This window comes from Pseudomonas sp. B28(2017) (genome assembly GCF_002113025.1).
Lineage (GTDB): Bacteria > Pseudomonadota > Gammaproteobacteria > Pseudomonadales > Pseudomonadaceae > Aquipseudomonas.
In genome coordinates, this window is the sequence record NZ_NEJH01000002.1 from 465,521 (window position 1) to 482,784 (window position 17,264).

Consider the following 17,264-nt stretch of genomic DNA (forward strand, 5'->3'; position numbering starts at 1 on the left):
ACAGGCGCCACCTGGCTTGAGGCCCGTCGGGTTATCATGCCCACCCTCTTCCCCCGCCTCGACCTCAAACCATGACCTACAGCGTTTCCCCCATCGGCTTCGTACGCTCCTGCTTCAAGGAGAAGTTCGCCATTCCGCGCCAGCCGCAACTGGCCCCGGCTGCCCGTGGGGTGCTGGAGCTGGTGGCACCGTTCGATCAAGGGGACGCGGTACAGGGCCTGGAGCAGGTCAGCCACGTGTGGCTGCTGTTCCTGTTCCACCAGACCCTGGAGGAAAAACCTCGCTTGAAAGTCCGCCCTCCTCGCCTCGGCGGCAATAAATCCATGGGCGTGTTTGCTACCCGCGCAACCCATCGCCCCAATGGTATCGGGCAGTCAGTGGTGAAACTGGACAAGGTCGAAGCCAACCGCTTGTGGATCTCGGGCATCGATCTGCTCGATGGCACGCCGGTTCTCGATATCAAACCCTACGTGCCCTACGCCGACATCATCGATACAGCCGCCAACAGTATCGCCAGCGCCGCGCCGCAGCTGATTCCCGTGCAGTGGACGGATGCCGCGTTGCAACAGGCTCACGAGCACGCTCAGCGCCTGCAAGAGCCTTTGGTGGAGTTGATCGAGCAATGTTTGGCGCAGGACCCACGCCCGGCGTATCAAACGCCTGCACCGGAGCGGGAATACGGCGCGCAGTTCTGGGATCTGGATGTGCGTTGGCATTATCCGACACCAGAGCTGATCCGCGTCCTGGAAGTCATTCCCGCGAAGGTCTGAACTCCGGAAACGAAAAAGCCCGCATGACCTTTTCAGGCCATGCGGGCTTTTTAGATGCGCTGCAAATTTTCTGTAGGAGCGAGCATGCTCGCGATGAATCTGAAAACATCGCGGGGTGCCAGGCTTCCCGCGTTATCGGTGACGACCATCGCGAGCATGCTCGCTCCTACAAGTGACCTGCGGTCACTTCTCGACGAACGCACGCTCGATCAGGTAATCACCCGGCTCGCGCATCCGCGGCGAAACCTTCAGACCGAAGCTGTTCAGCACTTCGCTGGTCTCGTCGAGCATGCTCGGGCTGCCGCACAACATGGCGCGGTCGTCCTGCGGATTGATCGGTGGCAGGCCGATGTCGCTGAACAGCTTGCCGCTGCGCATCAGGTCGGTCAGGCGACCTTCATTCTCGAACGGCTCGCGAGTCACGGTCGGGTAGTAGATCAACTTGTCACGCAGTGCTTCGCCGAAGAATTCATTCTGCGGCAGGTGCTCGGTGATGAACTCGCGGTAAGCGACTTCGTTGACGTAACGCACACCGTGGCACAGGATCACTTTTTCGAAACGCTCGTAGGTTTCCGGATCCTGGATGACGCTCATGAACGGCGCCAGACCGGTACCGGTGCTGAGCAGGTACAAATGTTTGCCAGGCTTCAAGTCATCCAGTACCAGCGTGCCGGTAGGCTTCTTGCTGATGATAATCTCGTCGCCTTCCTTCAGATGCTGCAACTGCGAAGTCAGCGGACCATCAGGCACCTTGATGCTGAAGAACTCGAGATGCTCTTCCCAATTCGGGCTGGCAATCGAGTAAGCGCGCATAAGCGGGCGGCCGTTGGGCTGTTGCAGGCCGATCATCACGAACTGACCGTTCTCGAAGCGCAGACCCGGATCACGGGTGCACTTGAAGCTGAACAGAGTGTCGTTCCAGTGGTGAACACTGAGGACACGCTCGTGGTTCATGTTGCTCATGTACGTGGGACTCCTGGAGATTTTGCCTGCGCCGATGATGTGCACAATTGCATCGCATTCTAATGGCAGCGACAATATCTGTTAAATGGATTATTAAGATAAGGGTTATCGGTTATATCGATATGCGATTTACTCTCCGTCAACTTCAAGTATTCGTCGCCGTCGCCCAGCAGGAAAGCGTATCCCGCGCTGCGGGCCTGCTCAACCTCTCGCAATCGGCGGCGAGCACCTCTATCACCGAACTGGAGCGCCAGTGCAGCTGCCAGCTGTTCGACCGCGCCGGCAAACGCCTGAGCCTCAATGCGCTCGGCAAACAGCTGCTGCCTCAGGCGGTGGCCTTGCTGGACCAGGCCAAGGAAATCGAAGACCTGCTCAACGGCAAGTCCGGCTTCGGCTCGCTGGCCGTGGGCGCGACCCTGACCATCGGCAATTACCTGGCCACCCTGCTGATCGGCAGCTTCATGCAGCGCCATCCGGAAAGCCAGGTGAAGCTGCACGTGCAGAACACTGCCAACATAGTGCAACAAGTGGCCCACTATGAAATTGATCTGGGTCTGATCGAAGGTGACTGCAGTCACCCGGACATCGAAGTACAAAGCTGGGTCGAGGACGAACTGGTGGTGTTTTGCGCCCCTCAGCATCCGCTGGCCGAGCGCGGCACGGCCACCATGGAGGAATTGAGTCACGAAGCCTGGATCTTGCGCGAACAAGGCTCGGGCACACGGTTGACCTTCGATCAAGCCATGCGTCATCACCGCACTTCTTTGAATATCCGCCTGGAGCTTGAGCACACCGAAGCAATCAAGCGCGCGGTGGAGTCAGGTCTGGGGATTGGTTGCATTTCCAGGCTGGCTTTGCGCGACGCATTCCGCCGCGGCAGCCTGGTGCCCGTCGAGACGCCGGATCTGGATCTGGCGCGACAGTTTTATTTCATCTGGCATAAACAGAAATATCAGACCTCGGCGATGCGCGAATTCCTCGACCTGTGCCGCGCCTTCACCGCCGGGGTTCAGCGCAGCGACGAGATCGTACTGCCTACTATCGCTTAGAGCAGAATCACCGCCCACACCAGGGCAATCATGCTCAATGCCACGAACTGGGCGGCACTGCCCATGTCCTTGGCATTCTTGGACAGCGGATGCCGCTCAAGGGAAATGCGGTCGATGGCCGCTTCCACTGCCGAGTTGAGCAACTCGACGATCAACGCCAACAGGCATACCGCGATCAACAACGCCCGTTCGACCCGGCTGACATTCAGGAAGAACGACAAGGGAACCAGGATGACGTTGAGCAATACCAGTTGCCGAAAGGCGGCTTCACCAGTGAAGGCTGCGCGCAGGCCGTCCAGCGAATAACCGGAGGCGTTGAGGATTCGTTTCAGGCCGGTCTGGCCTTTGAAAGGTGACATAGAGTGGGCAACTGACAAAAAAGAAGTGGGAAAGCTAGTTCAACCAAAGTCAAAAAAGCGTGAAGTCGCCAGCCTTTAATGGCTGGAAATTGACTCAAGTTGTTGCAAGAGCAGCGCAGCCTGGGTCCGGGTCCGCACATTCAGTTTACGGAAAATCGCGGTTACGTGCGCCTTGATCGTTGCCTCGGAAACACTCAGCTCGTAGGCGATCTGCTTGTTCAGCAAGCCTTCGCAAACCATGGTCAACACCCGGAATTGCTGCGGCGTCAGGCTGGCAAGCCCCTCGCTGGCCGCTTTCGCCTCTTCTGAGACGCTGACCGCTTCGAACGCCTGCGGCGGCCAGAACACGTCGCCATCGAGGACCGCCCGCACGGCTTTCTGGATCACACTCAAGTCGCTGGATTTGGGAATGAAGCCACTGGCGCCGAACTCACGAGACTTGACCATAATGGTCGCCTCTTCCTGGGCCGAGACCATGACCACCGGAATCTGCGGGTACTGACCGCGCAGCAGGACCAGTCCGGAAAAGCCATAGGCCCCCGGCATGTTCAGGTCCAGCAGCACCAGATCCCAGTCGGGCTTTTCCGTCAGACGGACTTCCAGTTCGGCGATGCTCGCCACTTCCACCAGGCGGACATCCGGGCCAAGGCCCAGGGTCAGCGCTTGATGCAAGGCACTACGAAAAAGTGGGTGGTCATCGGCAATCAGGATTTCGTATGTGGCCATTTTTCAAATGATCCTGTTTTTCATGGGACGCCCGATGCATTCGGACCTCGCCAAAGCAACTCAAGGCACAGCCACGAAGCTGCACCTACAAGGCACGCTCAACGCAAAAAACCGCGTTGCAAACTCTGGCCGCACCCTAATCGGCGCCAAGCATGCCCAGCGAAGCCGGGGTGGTCAAGCAGCATGGCCGGTACACTTTATTGCAGTATCCGCGACAATCAGTCCATCAATGGCGTGACCGACTGGACGTAGGGCATCAACTCGGCGTGCGCCGGGGTCGAAACGTTCATGTCCAACTGATGCTTGGCGTCGAGGTAGTGCTGGCTGAACACATCGAAGTAGGCATCCAGCGCCGAGGCTGCGGCTACATCGCCTGCAAGGTCGAGGCACAGCGCCGCCACTTCTGCCGTGCACAGATGCTCGCTGCGGGTCGAGCGGCGCAACCGGTAACGGGAGAGTTTCTCCGGCAGCAGGCTGAGGATCGGCAATCGATCGAAATAGGGGCTCTTGCGAAAGATCTTCCGCGCCTCGGTCCAGGTCGCATCCAACAGAATGAACAACGGGCGCTTCGTGCCATCGACATCCACGCTGTTTGTCACACGTTCAGGCGCGACGTACTCCCCCGGAAACACCAGGTAAGGCTGCCATTGCGGGTCGGACAACAGCGCCAGCAACTTCGGATCGACCTCCGTACGGGACCAGATGAAGGCATGGTTGTCCGGGACCACGTCGGCGATCAGCCAACCGGTGTTGCTCGGCTTGAACACTTCCTTGTTGGTCATGATCAGGCACACGCCGGAGCGGGTAGCGACCTGCGGACGCCATGCGCACAGGCAGTGACTCTCGATCACCCGGCAGTCACGGCAACGCGGCGCGCGCCAGCCGCGGGCCTGAATCGGCTTGATGCCCTCCTCCTCGCGCTGATCGCGCAGGCGGGCTACGGCATTCAAGGCAAAGCGCCCGGGGGTATGACTCATGGCGAGCAACGCCCGCAGAGAAGGGAAATCGACACGAAAAACACTCGACAGGGTAAAAAGTGCCAGCAGTTTACCAGACCGTCCGATGCAAGCCTGTACCGTCCAGCCTGCCTCCCCTATAATTCGCCGCCACTGAACGCACAGTCACGTGACGGGTCAAAGCCCCATCACTGAACCAGGAGAGTTTCATGCTGCGCCTTATCGTTCCTACCGCGGCCATTTTGCTGGCGTCGTCCTTCAACGCCCAGGCAGCGTCCCTGAAAGACACGGAACTGAACAAAATGCTGCAAAACGTCGCTACCCAGAGCAGCGTCGGCACTCCACGAGCGATCAACGAAGACATACTCGATCAAGGCTACACCGTTGAAGGCAAACAGCTGATCAACCATCTGAGTGTGCAGAGCAGCCACGCCGACAAGATGCGCGCAGACCCGAAAGCGGTGTACTTCCAGCTGGGAGCTTCTGTCTGCAGAAACGAAGGGTTTCGCAAGCTGATGGCCAAGGGCGCGATCATGCGTTACGACTTCACCGAGGTGAAGACCAACCGCCCGGTCGGCTCTGCAAGCTTCCAGGAATCGGATTGCCTGCAACCGACCAAGAAGAAAAAGTAATCACCGCGAATTGGCGCGCCGCTGTTCATCTTCGGCGCGCAATTCCGCCAGCAGCGCCTGCAAGTAATGCGAACGGCGTTCGCCGCCACGCAAACGTCGGCAGCACTCCTCTTCGAGACTCAAATGATTGGTCTCGGCTGATGACTTCAGCAATCGATACAGTTGCGTATCGATCTCCAGAACGACTCTGGCCATGGCTTCCCGCCTCCCTGCACTCCACTCTTGTTTGAGCGATAAATCCTTGAACCGCTTGTACCGTGCGCCCTGCCGTTGACGCAAAGTTGTCGTGTGACACCTGTAACTTAGTAAATCAGAGTGCAGCACATGCGACGTACGTTCAGACGAGCGGTGAAACCACCTTGCAAATCGTCAATAAGCGGTTGCCAGGAAAGACTTTGTGGCGCAATGATCAAGACAGCAAAAATCACTGTGAAGGTCTAGATTTCAGGTTATCCACGTTCACTTTTTCAGGGCTGGAAAGGGGCTGCCCGTCGCTTGTCGTATTGTGCGAATGTTTCTTTCATCCAAGGGAAAAACAGAGCCTGTTTGGATGACCCGATGTTTTTCGGGTCAAGTAGATCGCCCAGGCATGGGCCGGGGCAGACAACGACACATGAAGTGTCGTGGCACCGACGTACGTTGTCGGGCCGAGGGTTCTGTGCAGAAGGAGAAGTTGAATGCCTTACCAACCGAATGACCTCCTGAGCCGTCATTTCGAAGAAAGCGGCCACGACCTCATCAGCAAGGTCGAAGAACAGCTCAAGCTGATTTCACCCGACAGCCCGAACACCCCGATCTACCGCGACATGATCCTGACCGTGCTACGCATGGCCCAGGAAGACCACAACCGCTGGAATGCCAAAATCACCCTGCAAGCCCTGCGCGAACTGGAACAGGCTTTTCGCGTGCTCGAACAGTTCAAGGGACGACGCAAGGTCACCGTCTTCGGCTCGGCTCGTACCCCTATGGAACATCCGCTCTACAGCATGGCCCGAGAACTCGGTGCCGCGCTGGCGCGCTCGGAGATGATGGTCATCACTGGCGCCGGTGGCGGCATCATGGCCGCCGCCCATGAGGGCGCCGGCCTGACACACAGCCTGGGGTTCAACATCACCCTGCCCTTCGAACAGCATGCCAACCCCACTGTCGACGGCACGACCAACCTGCTGCCCTTCCACTTCTTCTTCACCCGCAAGCTGTTCTTCGTCAAGGAAGCCGATGCCCTGGTGCTGTGCCCGGGTGGCTTCGGTACCCTGGATGAAGCGCTGGAGGTGCTGACGCTGATCCAGACCGGCAAAAGCCCATTGGTACCAGTGGTGCTGCTCGACACGCCGGGTGGCAAATTCTGGCAAGGCGCACTGGACTTCATTCACCAGCAACTGGAGGAAAACCACTACATCCTGCCCACTGACATGAAGCTGGTGAAACTGGTCTACAACGTCGAAGACGCGGTAGAGCACATCAACCAGTTCTACAGCAACTTCCACTCCAGTCGCTGGCTCAAGCACCAGTTCCTGATTCGCATGAATCACGTACTCAGCGACAGCGCACTCGAACACATGCAGGTGGCTTTCGCCGACCTGTGTCTGAACGACCATTTCCATCAGCACGTTTACAGCAGTGAGGAACACGACGAAACCGAATTCAGCCATCTGGCGCGGCTGGTCTTCAACTTCAACGCCCGCAATCATGGCCGCCTGCGCGAGCTTGTGGACTACATCAACCTGCCGGAAAACTGGGCACAATCAAAACCCCAGGTACAGCAGCGCACGCGGGAGCCGTCAAAGGTTACTTGAGGCATAAAAAACGGCCCGCTATCAAAATAGCGGGCCGTTTCAGTTCAATCATCCATCCCTCGACCGCTGAACAGGCGGTTGATCATTTCCATGGAATATCCCCGATACGCCAGGAACCTGCCTTGTTTCGCTCTCTCCCGAGCGTCTGCCGGCAATTGCCCTGAGAACTTGCGTCGCCAGGTATCGGCCAGTTGCTCCTGCCAGTCGATACCGCTCTCACGCAGGGCGAGTTCAATATCCGAGCGCTGCAGGCCTCGCTGGCTCAACTCCTCACGAATGCGTAAAGGGCCATAACCGGAACGGGCGCGGTAGGAAACGAAACTTTCGAGATAACGGGTTTCGGACAACAACCCCTCTTCCGTCAACCGGTCGAGTGCTGTTTCGATCATTTCAGGGAGGGCGCCGCGCTGACGCAGTTTACGCGTCAGCTCGACACGACCGTGCTCGCGTCGTGCGAGCAGGTCCATTGCGGTTCGCCGCACCGCGACCAGTGTATCGAGTACGGCGGTCATCGCTTTGATCAGATATCAGCGTCAGCCAGGTCGTCTTCGGTCTCTTTGACCGCAGAAGCTTTGGCGTCTGCTACCGATGCCGGGGACAGCAGTTTGTCGCGCAGTTGCTTCTCGAGCGCTGCAGCGACTTCCGGGTTATCCGCCAGGAACTTGGCCGAGTTGGCTTTACCCTGACCGATCTTGGTGCCGTTGTAGGCATACCAGGCGCCGGACTTCTCAACGAAACCGTGCAGAACCCCGAGGTCGATCATCTCACCGTTGAGGTAGATGCCCTTGCCGTAAAGAATCTGGAACTCGGCCTGACGGAACGGCGAAGCCACCTTGTTCTTCACAACCTTGACGCGGGTTTCGCTACCGACGACTTCATCACCCTCTTTCACCGCGCCAGTACGACGGATGTCCAGACGAACCGATGCGTAGAACTTCAGTGCGTTACCACCGGTGGTGGTTTCCGGGCTACCGAACATCACGCCGATTTTCATACGGATCTGGTTGATGAAGATCACCAGGCAGTTGGCGTTCTTGATGTTACCGGTGATTTTACGCAGAGCCTGGGACATGAGACGGGCTTGCAGGCCCACGTGCATGTCACCCATTTCGCCTTCGATTTCAGCCTTAGGCACCAGGGCGGCCACGGAGTCGACGATGATCACGTCAACCGCGTTGGAACGCACCAGCATGTCGGTGATTTCCAGGGCCTGCTCGCCGGTGTCCGGCTGGGAAACCAGCAGGTCGTCAACGTTGACGCCCAGCTTGCCGGCATACTCAGGGTCGAGGGCGTGTTCAGCGTCGACGAATGCGCAGGTCGCGCCGGCTTTTTGAGCCTGGGCGATCACGGACAAGGTCAGCGTGGTTTTACCGGAAGATTCAGGACCGTAGATTTCAATAATACGGCCTTTTGGCAGACCGCCGATGCCGAGAGCGATGTCCAGACCCAGAGAGCCAGTGGAGATGGCCGGGATCGCCTGACGGTCCTGATCGCCCATACGCATTACGGCACCCTTGCCGAATTGACGTTCGATCTGACCCAGGGCCGCAGCCAAGGCTTTCTTCTTGTTGTCGTCCATTAAAGTCCTCACGTAATCAATAAGGCCTGACGGCCAACACCTGTATAAGTAGCCAGTATTATTCCACAGCGTTTGAGGATCGCCTACCCCTGATTTGAGATTTCTGCCGCGGCATACCGCAGCAGCCCCTCTAGCGCGGCCTTCACCGTTTGTCGGCGTACCTCGTCGCGGTCACCGGGGAAGTGCTGCAACTCGCTGAACACTCGCTCGCCAACGCCCCAGGCCAGCCATACCGTGCCCACTGGCTTGCTCGGCGAACCACCGTCCGGCCCGGCCACGCCACTGACCGCCACGGAAAAAAATGCGCGACTTTTCTCCTGCGCGCCCTTGGCCATCGCTTCGACCACCTCGCGACTGACCGCCCCCACCGTGGTGAACAACCCCACCGGGACACCCAGTTGCAGGTTCTTCTGCAGATTGGAGTAAGTGACATAACCGGCCTCGAACCACGCCGAGCTGCCCGGAATACGGGTGATCGCCTCGGCGATCCCGCCTCCGGTACAGGACTCGGCCGTGGAAACATGGGCATTGAGAATCTGCAATTGCCTGCCTAGGTCAGCGGCGAGCTGGGTGATTACTTTCACGGTCATCTCCTGATGGGGCGGGATGGGTTAACCGTACACGAGCAGACCGCACTTGCAAGCTACGGGACCGATCAAAATGTAAAGAACCAGAGGCTCTGGAAAAGGCCTGTCGGGGGAATCAATCTTCCACGTCACCGGACGGAACATGGGCGATCCCCATGCGCTTGGCTGCCCAGCGCTCATACAGCCCTAAAACTACATCTGTCCCGGCCATTGCAGTTAAACAGCCACCCGCACAAGCAGCCCAAATGGAAACATTGGCGGCGTGCAGCAGCATGATGACCGAGGCGCCGCAAATCATGCTGGAGCCAGACCGCAGGCTCAGGCGCAGGATAAGGGGCCAGCCACGAACACCCTCTTTATCGGCACGCCACATTTCACCGGTAACGCCACCGAGTACTGGCAGGATGATGAGCAGCCACAGAGGCATGTCCAGCAACGCATATTGCTCAGCGGTCATTTCATGCCTCCTTGAGTGAATGGTCACTCCATGTGTTTGTTATGGACAGGCAATCAGACTATGCACCAATGCATAAACAGTCAATGCATTTACGCATCGAAAAGACGCCCCAATGCTTTCAGGGCGCGAAAAAAAACCCGCTCGGGGAGCGGGTTTTATCCGAATGCACAGGTATTAGCGGGCATACATCCCCCACCAGAAGACATGTCCGAGGATAACTATCGACTCCCCCTGGATTTCCTGAAAGGTGTAGTCTTCGTCCGGATGTTCATCGCGGTTAAAGCTGCGCAGGCGAATCCCGGTTGGCAGCCGATACAGCTGCTTCACCCGCAATTGGCCGTTGTGATTGATTGCATAAAGGTCGCCGTCAACGATATCGCCAATACCGCACTTGCCGGCATTGACCCCGACCGTGGCACCGTCGCGCAGTACTGGCAACATGCTGTTACCCCGCACCGTCACGCATTTGGCCTGGTCGAACTGCACGCCGTTATGGCGCAGGCTTCGTTTGCCGAAGCGCAGGCTAGAGCGCTCGCTTTCTTCGATGACGAATCTTCCTGATCCTGCGGCCAATTCAACCTCGCGAAGAAAGGGGACCGACACCTCGTCGTCATCGACAGGGGTATCGTCGTCCCACAGACTTATATCCTTGAGTTCCGAATGCACGGGAGCGCGTCCGGCATTAGCGGCAGGCGCGACGTCCGCGCGGCCACGCAACTGGTCGGTGCTCACCGAGAAATACTCGGCGATCTTCGAAATATGCTTATCCGAAGGATCGACGATTTTCCCGCTGAGAATGCGCGAGAGCGTGGATTGAGGCACGCCGGTACGACGGTGAAGCTCCGTAGGGGAGATCCCGTGCTGATCGAGCAATGCTCTTAATACGGTAGATACGTTGCGTTTTTGCATAATGCGCATAGTGCTTGTTCTTTTCAAAGAAGACAAATGCCGAATTGCATAATCAATGCATAACATGATTTTTGCATCGTAAAGGATGTCACCGGGCCGTGGCGCCTGCGTCGGGTAGACCGCCCATGGTAACCTTGCGTCCATCGCGGAAAAGCCCGGCCGTTGCCCCGCTTTTACCCCACCTCTTTCAACGAGCTTCCTGACAATCCGATGAATAAAGCCGTCTCCGACCTGTCCTCCCACACCCCGATTGTGTTGGAGTACTAGCGCAAAAAAGCCCTACAACCCCGAGATTGAAGGGCTGTAGGGCTTTTTTGACATATCGCGGTTATTGTTCATTTGGCATTAAATGGCATAGATTGGCTTATGGTTTGCCCCATTTTTGCCCCATCAAAATCGCCCTAGCCCTCCACACGACCGTCTAGAACCTCTATCCATTTCAGATTCATAGCCTTAAAAACTGATTCGAAATGGTTGTCGGGGAATTTGGCAATCTTGCCAAACTGATCAGTTGCATCCATCAGGACAATCAACGAAGTGGAAATGATTGCTTCTACAAACTCAGGTTTATCTTCCTGCTTATAGACCATGCTACTTTCACCCTGATGCCGGAACGCCAATACAGCTAGATCGTTATGAGAAAAAGCACATAGCATCGAGTACGGCGCAACCAGATGCGATAACTCCGCAGTGCCAAGATCGTCACTAATTTTTTTTGGTTTCAGGCCAGCAGCCCGAAAAACCTCACACTCGGATGCACAACTAACTTCCATTTCCTTGATCGGAGCCTTCAGAGCTTCAGGAATGTGGGGATCAGCGAGTATCCCCTTGTACACACGTCGCTCACCTCTCAATTTTTCGTAACGCATCTGGTCAACGTATACGCTATTGGACTTAAGCATCCTCATCGCTACGAGCGCCTCAATCATCGACCTTGCATGCGTAGCTGCATGCGTACACATATGGGCATTGGCCAGGCGCAGCGTTGCCTCAAACTGCTCGGCGATGGTTAGTACGAGGCTAACCCGTAAACGGTCCGGTGAATGCAGAGGGGGACGGGAGCGAATAATGAGACTTTGAAGATCTTCAAGTATCTGCTCCGCCACTTTGAGCAACGGTACGACTGTTGTAATGCTCATCTATTCTCCATTGGGATGGCTCAACCATGCATCAAAATAGTCCACCTAACGTGTTCGGTACCCAATTCATGATTACCAGTTCTCCACTGACAGTAGCCTTTCCCTGCCTCTGATTAGTGTTGCAGTAGCGAATTTCTAGTGTCTCCATGTGAAAGCCCGAAAAAACTCGCCGGATGTCGGGGTGATCATTGATGCTGACCATTACTCTACCCTTGCAGCGCCGCATGAAGTCGGCCATGCGCTTGTAATTCTCGAAAGGGAAATCCACCCCGTACCCGGCGGTCTGCCAGTACGGCGGATCCATGTAGTGGAAGGTATGGGCACGGTCGTAGCGTTCAGCGCATTCCAGCCAGGGGAGGTTTTCGACGTAGGTACCGGACAGACGCTGCCAGGCGGCTGAGAGGTTTTCCTCGATCCGCAGCAGGTTGATGGCCGGGCCGGTGGTGGCGGTACCGAACGTCTGCCCAGTGACCTTGCCGGCGAAGGCGTGGTGCTGCAGGTAGAAAAATCGCGCAGCACGCTGGATGTCGGTGAGGGTTTCGGGGCGGGTCATTTTCTGCCACTCGAACACCTGGCGTGAGCTGAGCGCCCATTTGAATTGGCGCACGAACTCTTCGAGGTGGTTCTGCACAACACGGTACAGCGTCACCAGGTCGCCATTGATGTCGTTGAGGACTTCAACCGGCGCGGCCTGGGGTCGCATGAAGTACAGCGCGGCGCCGCCGGCAAAGACTTCGACGTAGCATTCGTGTGGCGGAAAAAGTGGAATGAGGCGGTCGGCCAGACGGCGCTTACCGCCCATCCAAGGAATGATGGGAGTAGACATAGAGAGCAAGACCTTTACTGTATATATAAACAGGTGCTAGGCTCGCCGCGCTTTGTGCACGGAGCAAGAGCCTTGGCTGGACTTGCAGGGACCATCTGCAGGGACGGCGGCCAAGCTGGGTGTTGACGCACCCAGTTCGGTCGCTCTTTTTAACTTTAGTGTTGAGGTTGCAAAGCCGGAATGGCCCAGCAGTTCGTCACCTTACTCTCGCCGAATCGTCACGCCTCAACTACTGTATATAAAACCAGCATCCGTAAGGTGTGACCGTGGACCCGTACGAAATCGAAGACACCAGCGACTGGCTTGGCTGCCCGACGCCGCTCGATACCTGCCGGCATCAGCTTCGAATGCTCGAGAACGAAATTCAGGAACTGACTCTGCAAATACGCCAGGCCCGACAAAACATCTTCAAGCTGGTTGAGATGCACACCGAAGCTGCCAATGAGCGCGATACGCTTCGCTCTCAATTGTCCACTGCCAAAGCTGAAGCGGCAGATGCGAACAGCCTCGCGACCGAGATCGAAACCCGGAGCAACTGGGAGTTGATGGCTAAGGACAAGCACATCAGCGAGCTCACCGCAAAGCTACGCGCCCTCACTTGCACAGATCAGCCCGTCGGGTTACCGGGCGACAGGTAAATCCGGCATCAGCGCCCGCCCATAGACCTGACACGCAGCCAGGGCGATCAATCCTTGATCGCCCTGGCTGCGGTGATGGCGACAACTCTTTGAGCTCGCGCCAGTCCCTCCCTAGTTACTCAGCTTGGGTTGCAGGATCACCCGTGCCAGCATCACCAGAATGCCCAGAACGCCGTAGGCTGCAGGCGGCAGTACCGCCTGCAACTGAGGCAGCATCTGCTCAGCAATGCCCAGCGCTGCAATCGCACCGCCAGCCTGAACGCTGGACATCTTCAGACCATCTTTCCAATTACTAATCAGTTGCATATTTTGTTGCCTCGGGTGTTGGGAAAGGTTCAGGCCAGCGTCTTCAGCGTGACCTGGTATTACGCAAACATCAGTGCCACGGGGCTCACGGCACATCCTTGAAGAAAATGTGGCGCCCAAGCGTCAGCGTCTGCTTGGCGTCCTTGATCCACGTAGGTGGTTTGGGCATGGTGGTCGCGTAGTAATGCGTGGCACCACCGGTGGGATCTGACACCTTGCCCGCGATCACCTGATCGGCAGCGATCTGCGCCTGGGCAAACTCGCGGAAAGGAATCTGCTTCGCGCCACTCAGGTAGGCGAAGTTCGGGTCGTTCCTGTTCCAGCAGCTGAACTGGTACGGCTTTTGGCACACACCGGCATAGCCCTCGCCCCACCACGACCTGGCCTTGCCGTCGTTCACCCGGTTGCGGATGGTCCAGGCCACGGCGATCTGGCCGGACAGGGATTCGCCGCGAGCCTCACCCCACAGCGTGCGGGCAAGGATGTCGCGGTCTCTTTCTGTTGCAGTCATCACTTTTCTCCAGGCGAAAAAAAGCCCGCATTCGGCGGGCATAGCTCTTCTACGAAACGGCACTGCAGGACGGACTTCCGTCCCTGTCTGGCGCTTGATCAGAGATTGGTAGTCATCTTGATGACGCTGTCCACGTTCCAGGTTTCCCCGGGTTGAGTGGTGTGCGTTACCCCGCCCATGGTGCTGACCGCGCTACCGGCAACGCTGTAATAGTCCTTGTTGTAGAACGGCGCGTTGGCCACATAGAAACCGCAATCGGCATACCCTGGGTGCTTCAAGATCTGAACGCTCGCGGAGATCCCGGTAGGCCCCCAAATCTGGGAATCAGGTAACCACCCCAAAGTCGCTACCTGCGGAAAGCCCTCGACAGACACATCCTCTTTGCCAACATAGGGCGAGCGCAGCGCGGTATTGGTAATCACCTCGCCCGTCGAGTCATCCAGCAGACGCTTGATCGGCAGCATGGTGAGCATTGCGGCCTCCAGCACCAGCGATTGCGACCACACGACCTTTTGCGACATGTCGATCTTCGCGTGGCCATTTTCGTGACTGAGCACCAAGCTCTGCGACCGCGTGGCCACCGCCGTTTGGGTGTTGCACTTGAACAGCGTCGAGCGCTGGACATACTGCAACTTCTTGCCGACGTAGGTCGCCACCGTGCCCATCGGGATTTCGACGCCATCGAGCAGCAATATCGCCGTGCTCTTGACCTCATCGCCGTGGAAGCCACCGATGTAGTCCGGCGCACCCTGCTCCTTGATCGCGCAAGTAATCTCACCGCCATTGAGCAGCGCCTTGCCCGCACGCGAGCGAACGAACGAGATCGCCACCGGGTCCAAGTCGGTCTCGTAGGCGTGCTTCAACCGCCACAAATCCGCATTGCCATAGGCATCCGCCCCGGTAGGGTCAAACGGCTTGTACTCATAGCCCAGAGTGAACTCCAAGTACTTTTTCGAGGTGGCCTTGCTGCCTTTGATAAAGGTACTGACCAGAGTTGCCCCGACCTTGACCACGACATCATCCGGCGCCAGCGTCGAAACCACCGTCGCGCCCGGCTCGGATGCACGCGGAAAACCACAGAGCGAGCCGAAGTCGTTGACGCCGTTCCAGTAGAACATCGGCAACTGATTGGACAGGCCTCGAAAGCGGTCAGGGCTGGGAGACTCGTAATAGACCCCGCCCTTGACTGCCGTAGCCGGGGTGTCGCCGGTCGTTACCGTGGCCGACAGGTCAAGGTAGGCCACATTGAAGCCAGTGCTGGTGAAAGTAAACGAGCCTGGGGCGACCTTGATGCGCCCCTGCCCACTGTTAGTGGGCAGAATCAAATAGTTGTCCCAGGCCAGCGTTCGGGTAGCCGGGTCAAAGGTGATTTTGATCGGCGCCTGTTTCAGCCAGACCTCTCCCAGGTACGTGTTCAGCGGCCTTCGATTGGCCAGCGCACCGCCATACCCAGCCCCATCATTGATAAACAGGTAGAGCTTGTTGTCATCGACGAATGCGCCCGAAGCGATGCTACCGCCAACACTCGAATAGCCGGCGGTGGTGACCTCGGCCACCAACTTGCCGCCGACCAGCTCGGCGCCCAGATCGACGTAAAGCGCCTGGCCTTGGGGGACCGTCACATCCGTAAGACCCGCGATCACCAGCGTAGTGTTGCCTACACCCCGCGCAACACGAAGATCGCCAAACGACATGACGCACGCCGTTCCGCTGAGAAGGAACCGGCTAATGTCGCCAATCACCTGATAGGCCGCACGCACCGTGCGGTTCTTCAACGTTTGATCAATGGAATCAACGGAGGCTTCCTGCCGGGCCAGGGGACCACCAAGCCCGGAGGTGCCGTTGATGAGCAGATACACCTTGCGATCCGTGACGAACGCACCAGAGGCCAGCATCCCGGCTGTAAAACCACCGGTTGTGACTTGCGGAACCAGCTGACCACTCTCATTGGGAGCACTGTCCAGGTCCACATAGATCGCTTCGCCGAACGGCACATTCTGACCATTGACTGGGGCTACCTTTTTCGACGAAAAGGTCAAACCACCGGTGACCGTCAGTTCAGAAAAACTGATTGAGTAGGTGCTTGGAGTACCTACGTTGCGCTGCAGTTTGGTAGCCCGGCCCACCACGTGCCAGCCGGCCCGGTCCATGGTGTTCTGCAACGCGCCGGTCAAGGCCGCACGCGACACTACCCCATCGCCCACCGAGTGGTACTGGGGATACAGCGCCCCACCGACGATGCCGTTCAGGCAGGTGAACAGAATAATTTTGCTGTCTTCGATGTAGGAGCCCGGCGGGTTAGCAATCGCCGTCAGCGGGAGCGATGACACGTGCACCACGTACTCGCCGCCGACCAAGGGCTCAGCCAGATCCACATAAGCACATTTACCGTCCGGCACCACCAGGTCAGTCACAGCTTGAACGTTGGCTCGGGCCTTGCCGGTGCCGGTAAAGAAGTAGAGCCGGCCCCAGCTCACCGTGAAATCCAGACTCGAGGCACCTTTCTCAACCTTCGTCGTGCGCCCGGACAACTGGTAGTTACTCCGCCGGGCAATGTCCAGAATGGCGCTACTGGGATAACGCTTGATTTCAAGTGGCACGCCGCCGTTGTTCAAATACAGGATCAGCGATTGACTCCACTCAGGGCTTGGCACGCTGAAATAGCGACCGGATGCAGTGTTACTGATGCCCGCTGAGGTATTGGGGTAGATCCCCGACGACAGTTGGGCTGCATCCCTGGCGGCCTCCGCACGATCGGCTGCTGAGACCGCCGCGTTCAAAACATCGCCGGGGTCGGTGGTGACGATCCCCCGCAACAACGGCGCCACATATCCGCCGCGACTGATCGCAACGTCAATCTTTCGCTCTTTCGTGTAGAAGAACACTCCCGCATTGGCATCGGCATACGCAGGATTCGCCAGCGGCACATACGTGCTCTCGTCACTGTACAAATTCGCCAGAGTCGAGGTACCGCTGATATACACGTTAATCGTTGCACCAGGCAGCAGAGCACCGTCCTCAGCCCTGGCGGCGAAGAATTGAATAGGTTGCATATCGAGTC

20 protein-coding genes are annotated in these 17,264 nt (G+C 57.6%); 5 read left to right on the top strand and 15 right to left on the bottom strand.

The window, feature by feature from the left end; genetic code table 11:
- The first annotated feature begins 71 nt into the window (after positions 1 to 71).
- Positions 72 to 770: a tRNA (N6-threonylcarbamoyladenosine(37)-N6)-methyltransferase TrmO gene (gene tsaA, locus CAF65_RS06875; RefSeq protein ID WP_085715624.1), complete on the top strand. Its 699-nt coding sequence runs from the start codon at positions 72 to 74 to the stop codon at positions 768 to 770.
- A 183-nt stretch (positions 771 to 953) separates the two neighbouring features.
- Here the strand turns inward: tsaA and fpr are convergent, their stop codons facing one another.
- Positions 954 to 1,733, bottom strand: coding sequence for a ferredoxin-NADP reductase (gene fpr, locus CAF65_RS06880; RefSeq protein WP_003443014.1), 780 nt, complete (start codon positions 1,731 to 1,733; stop codon positions 954 to 956).
- 122 nt (positions 1,734 to 1,855) lie between these two features.
- On the opposite strand from fpr, the gene CAF65_RS06885 reads away from it, so the two are divergent.
- Positions 1,856 to 2,782, top strand: coding sequence for a LysR family transcriptional regulator (locus CAF65_RS06885; protein WP_085715625.1), 927 nt, complete (start codon positions 1,856 to 1,858; stop codon positions 2,780 to 2,782).
- Here the strand turns inward: CAF65_RS06885 and CAF65_RS06890 are convergent.
- The 3 genes from CAF65_RS06890 to CAF65_RS06900 all read right to left on the bottom strand — a co-directional run bounded on the left by CAF65_RS06890 (position 2,779) and on the right by CAF65_RS06900 (position 4,844).
- A complete protein-coding gene (locus tag CAF65_RS06890; RefSeq protein ID WP_085715626.1) occupies positions 2,779 to 3,141 on the bottom strand; it encodes a diacylglycerol kinase in 363 nt (120 codons plus the stop codon). The two genes, CAF65_RS06885 and CAF65_RS06890, sit on opposite strands and share 4 nt — an antisense overlap.
- Positions 3,142 to 3,216: 75 nt before the next feature.
- On the bottom strand, positions 3,217 to 3,867 hold the full coding sequence (erdR, locus tag CAF65_RS06895) for a response regulator transcription factor ErdR (protein WP_085715627.1): 651 nt from the start codon (positions 3,865 to 3,867) through the stop codon (positions 3,217 to 3,219).
- A gap of 218 nt (positions 3,868 to 4,085) precedes the next feature.
- Entirely contained in the window at positions 4,086 to 4,844 is a 759-nt protein-coding gene (locus CAF65_RS06900) for a tRNA-uridine aminocarboxypropyltransferase (RefSeq protein ID WP_085715628.1), read from the bottom strand.
- Positions 4,845 to 5,032: 188 nt separating this feature from the next.
- Here CAF65_RS06900 and CAF65_RS06905 point away from each other — a divergent pair, with 188 nt between their 5' ends.
- Positions 5,033 to 5,455 (top strand): quorum-sensing-regulated virulence factor family protein, encoded by a 423-nt coding sequence (locus tag CAF65_RS06905; protein WP_008019804.1) that lies wholly within the window; start codon positions 5,033 to 5,035, stop codon positions 5,453 to 5,455.
- On the opposite strand, the gene CAF65_RS06910 is transcribed toward CAF65_RS06905, so the two are convergent.
- Positions 5,456 to 5,650, bottom strand: a complete 195-nt coding sequence (locus tag CAF65_RS06910) for a hypothetical protein (RefSeq protein ID WP_085715629.1) — start codon at positions 5,648 to 5,650, stop codon at positions 5,456 to 5,458. It abuts the gene before it with no gap.
- Between the two features lie 482 nt (positions 5,651 to 6,132).
- On the opposite strand from CAF65_RS06910, the gene CAF65_RS06915 reads away from it, so the two are divergent.
- A complete protein-coding gene (locus CAF65_RS06915; protein WP_085715630.1) occupies positions 6,133 to 7,251 on the top strand; it encodes a TIGR00730 family Rossman fold protein in 1,119 nt (372 codons plus the stop codon).
- Positions 7,252 to 7,295: 44 nt separating this feature from the next.
- On the opposite strand, the gene recX is transcribed toward CAF65_RS06915, so the two are convergent.
- From recX to CAF65_RS06950, 7 genes are all read right to left on the bottom strand, one after another.
- The gene (recX, locus tag CAF65_RS06920) at positions 7,296 to 7,763 is read right to left on the bottom strand and encodes a recombination regulator RecX (RefSeq protein WP_085715631.1); all 468 of its coding nucleotides are present in this window, start codon (positions 7,761 to 7,763) and stop codon (positions 7,296 to 7,298) included.
- A gap of 8 nt (positions 7,764 to 7,771) precedes the next feature.
- Positions 7,772 to 8,830, bottom strand: a complete 1,059-nt coding sequence (gene recA, locus CAF65_RS06925) for a recombinase RecA (protein ID WP_085715632.1) — start codon at positions 8,828 to 8,830, stop codon at positions 7,772 to 7,774.
- 83 nt (positions 8,831 to 8,913) lie between these two features.
- The gene (locus tag CAF65_RS06930) at positions 8,914 to 9,414 is read right to left on the bottom strand and encodes a CinA family protein (RefSeq protein ID WP_085716003.1); all 501 of its coding nucleotides are present in this window, start codon (positions 9,412 to 9,414) and stop codon (positions 8,914 to 8,916) included.
- A gap of 118 nt (positions 9,415 to 9,532) precedes the next feature.
- Positions 9,533 to 9,874 (bottom strand): phage holin family protein, encoded by a 342-nt coding sequence (locus CAF65_RS06935; protein ID WP_085715633.1) that lies wholly within the window; start codon positions 9,872 to 9,874, stop codon positions 9,533 to 9,535.
- 174 nt (positions 9,875 to 10,048) lie between these two features.
- Positions 10,049 to 10,783 (bottom strand): XRE family transcriptional regulator, encoded by a 735-nt coding sequence (locus tag CAF65_RS06940; RefSeq protein ID WP_085716004.1) that lies wholly within the window; start codon positions 10,781 to 10,783, stop codon positions 10,049 to 10,051.
- Between the two features lie 401 nt (positions 10,784 to 11,184).
- Positions 11,185 to 11,922, bottom strand: coding sequence for a DUF5677 domain-containing protein (locus tag CAF65_RS06945; protein ID WP_085715634.1), 738 nt, complete (start codon positions 11,920 to 11,922; stop codon positions 11,185 to 11,187).
- A 31-nt stretch (positions 11,923 to 11,953) separates the two neighbouring features.
- Complete coding sequence (locus tag CAF65_RS06950) at positions 11,954 to 12,748, bottom strand: DNA adenine methylase (RefSeq protein WP_085715635.1); 795 nt, start codon at positions 12,746 to 12,748, stop codon at positions 11,954 to 11,956.
- A 266-nt stretch (positions 12,749 to 13,014) separates the two neighbouring features.
- Between CAF65_RS06950 and CAF65_RS06955 the strand changes: the two genes are divergently transcribed.
- Entirely contained in the window at positions 13,015 to 13,386 is a 372-nt protein-coding gene (locus tag CAF65_RS06955) for a hypothetical protein (protein ID WP_256578613.1), read from the top strand.
- A 111-nt stretch (positions 13,387 to 13,497) separates the two neighbouring features.
- On the opposite strand, the gene CAF65_RS06960 is transcribed toward CAF65_RS06955, so the two are convergent.
- The 3 genes from CAF65_RS06960 to CAF65_RS06970 all read right to left on the bottom strand — a co-directional run bounded on the left by CAF65_RS06960 (position 13,498) and on the right by CAF65_RS06970 (position 17,256).
- Entirely contained in the window at positions 13,498 to 13,656 is a 159-nt protein-coding gene (locus CAF65_RS06960; protein WP_256578614.1) for a hypothetical protein, read from the bottom strand.
- Between the two features lie 121 nt (positions 13,657 to 13,777).
- Entirely contained in the window at positions 13,778 to 14,203 is a 426-nt protein-coding gene (locus tag CAF65_RS06965) for a cell wall hydrolase (protein WP_085715638.1), read from the bottom strand.
- A gap of 98 nt (positions 14,204 to 14,301) precedes the next feature.
- Positions 14,302 to 17,256: a hypothetical protein gene (locus tag CAF65_RS06970; protein ID WP_085715639.1), complete on the bottom strand. Its 2,955-nt coding sequence runs from the start codon at positions 17,254 to 17,256 to the stop codon at positions 14,302 to 14,304.
- Between the last annotated feature and the right edge of the window lie 8 nt (positions 17,257 to 17,264).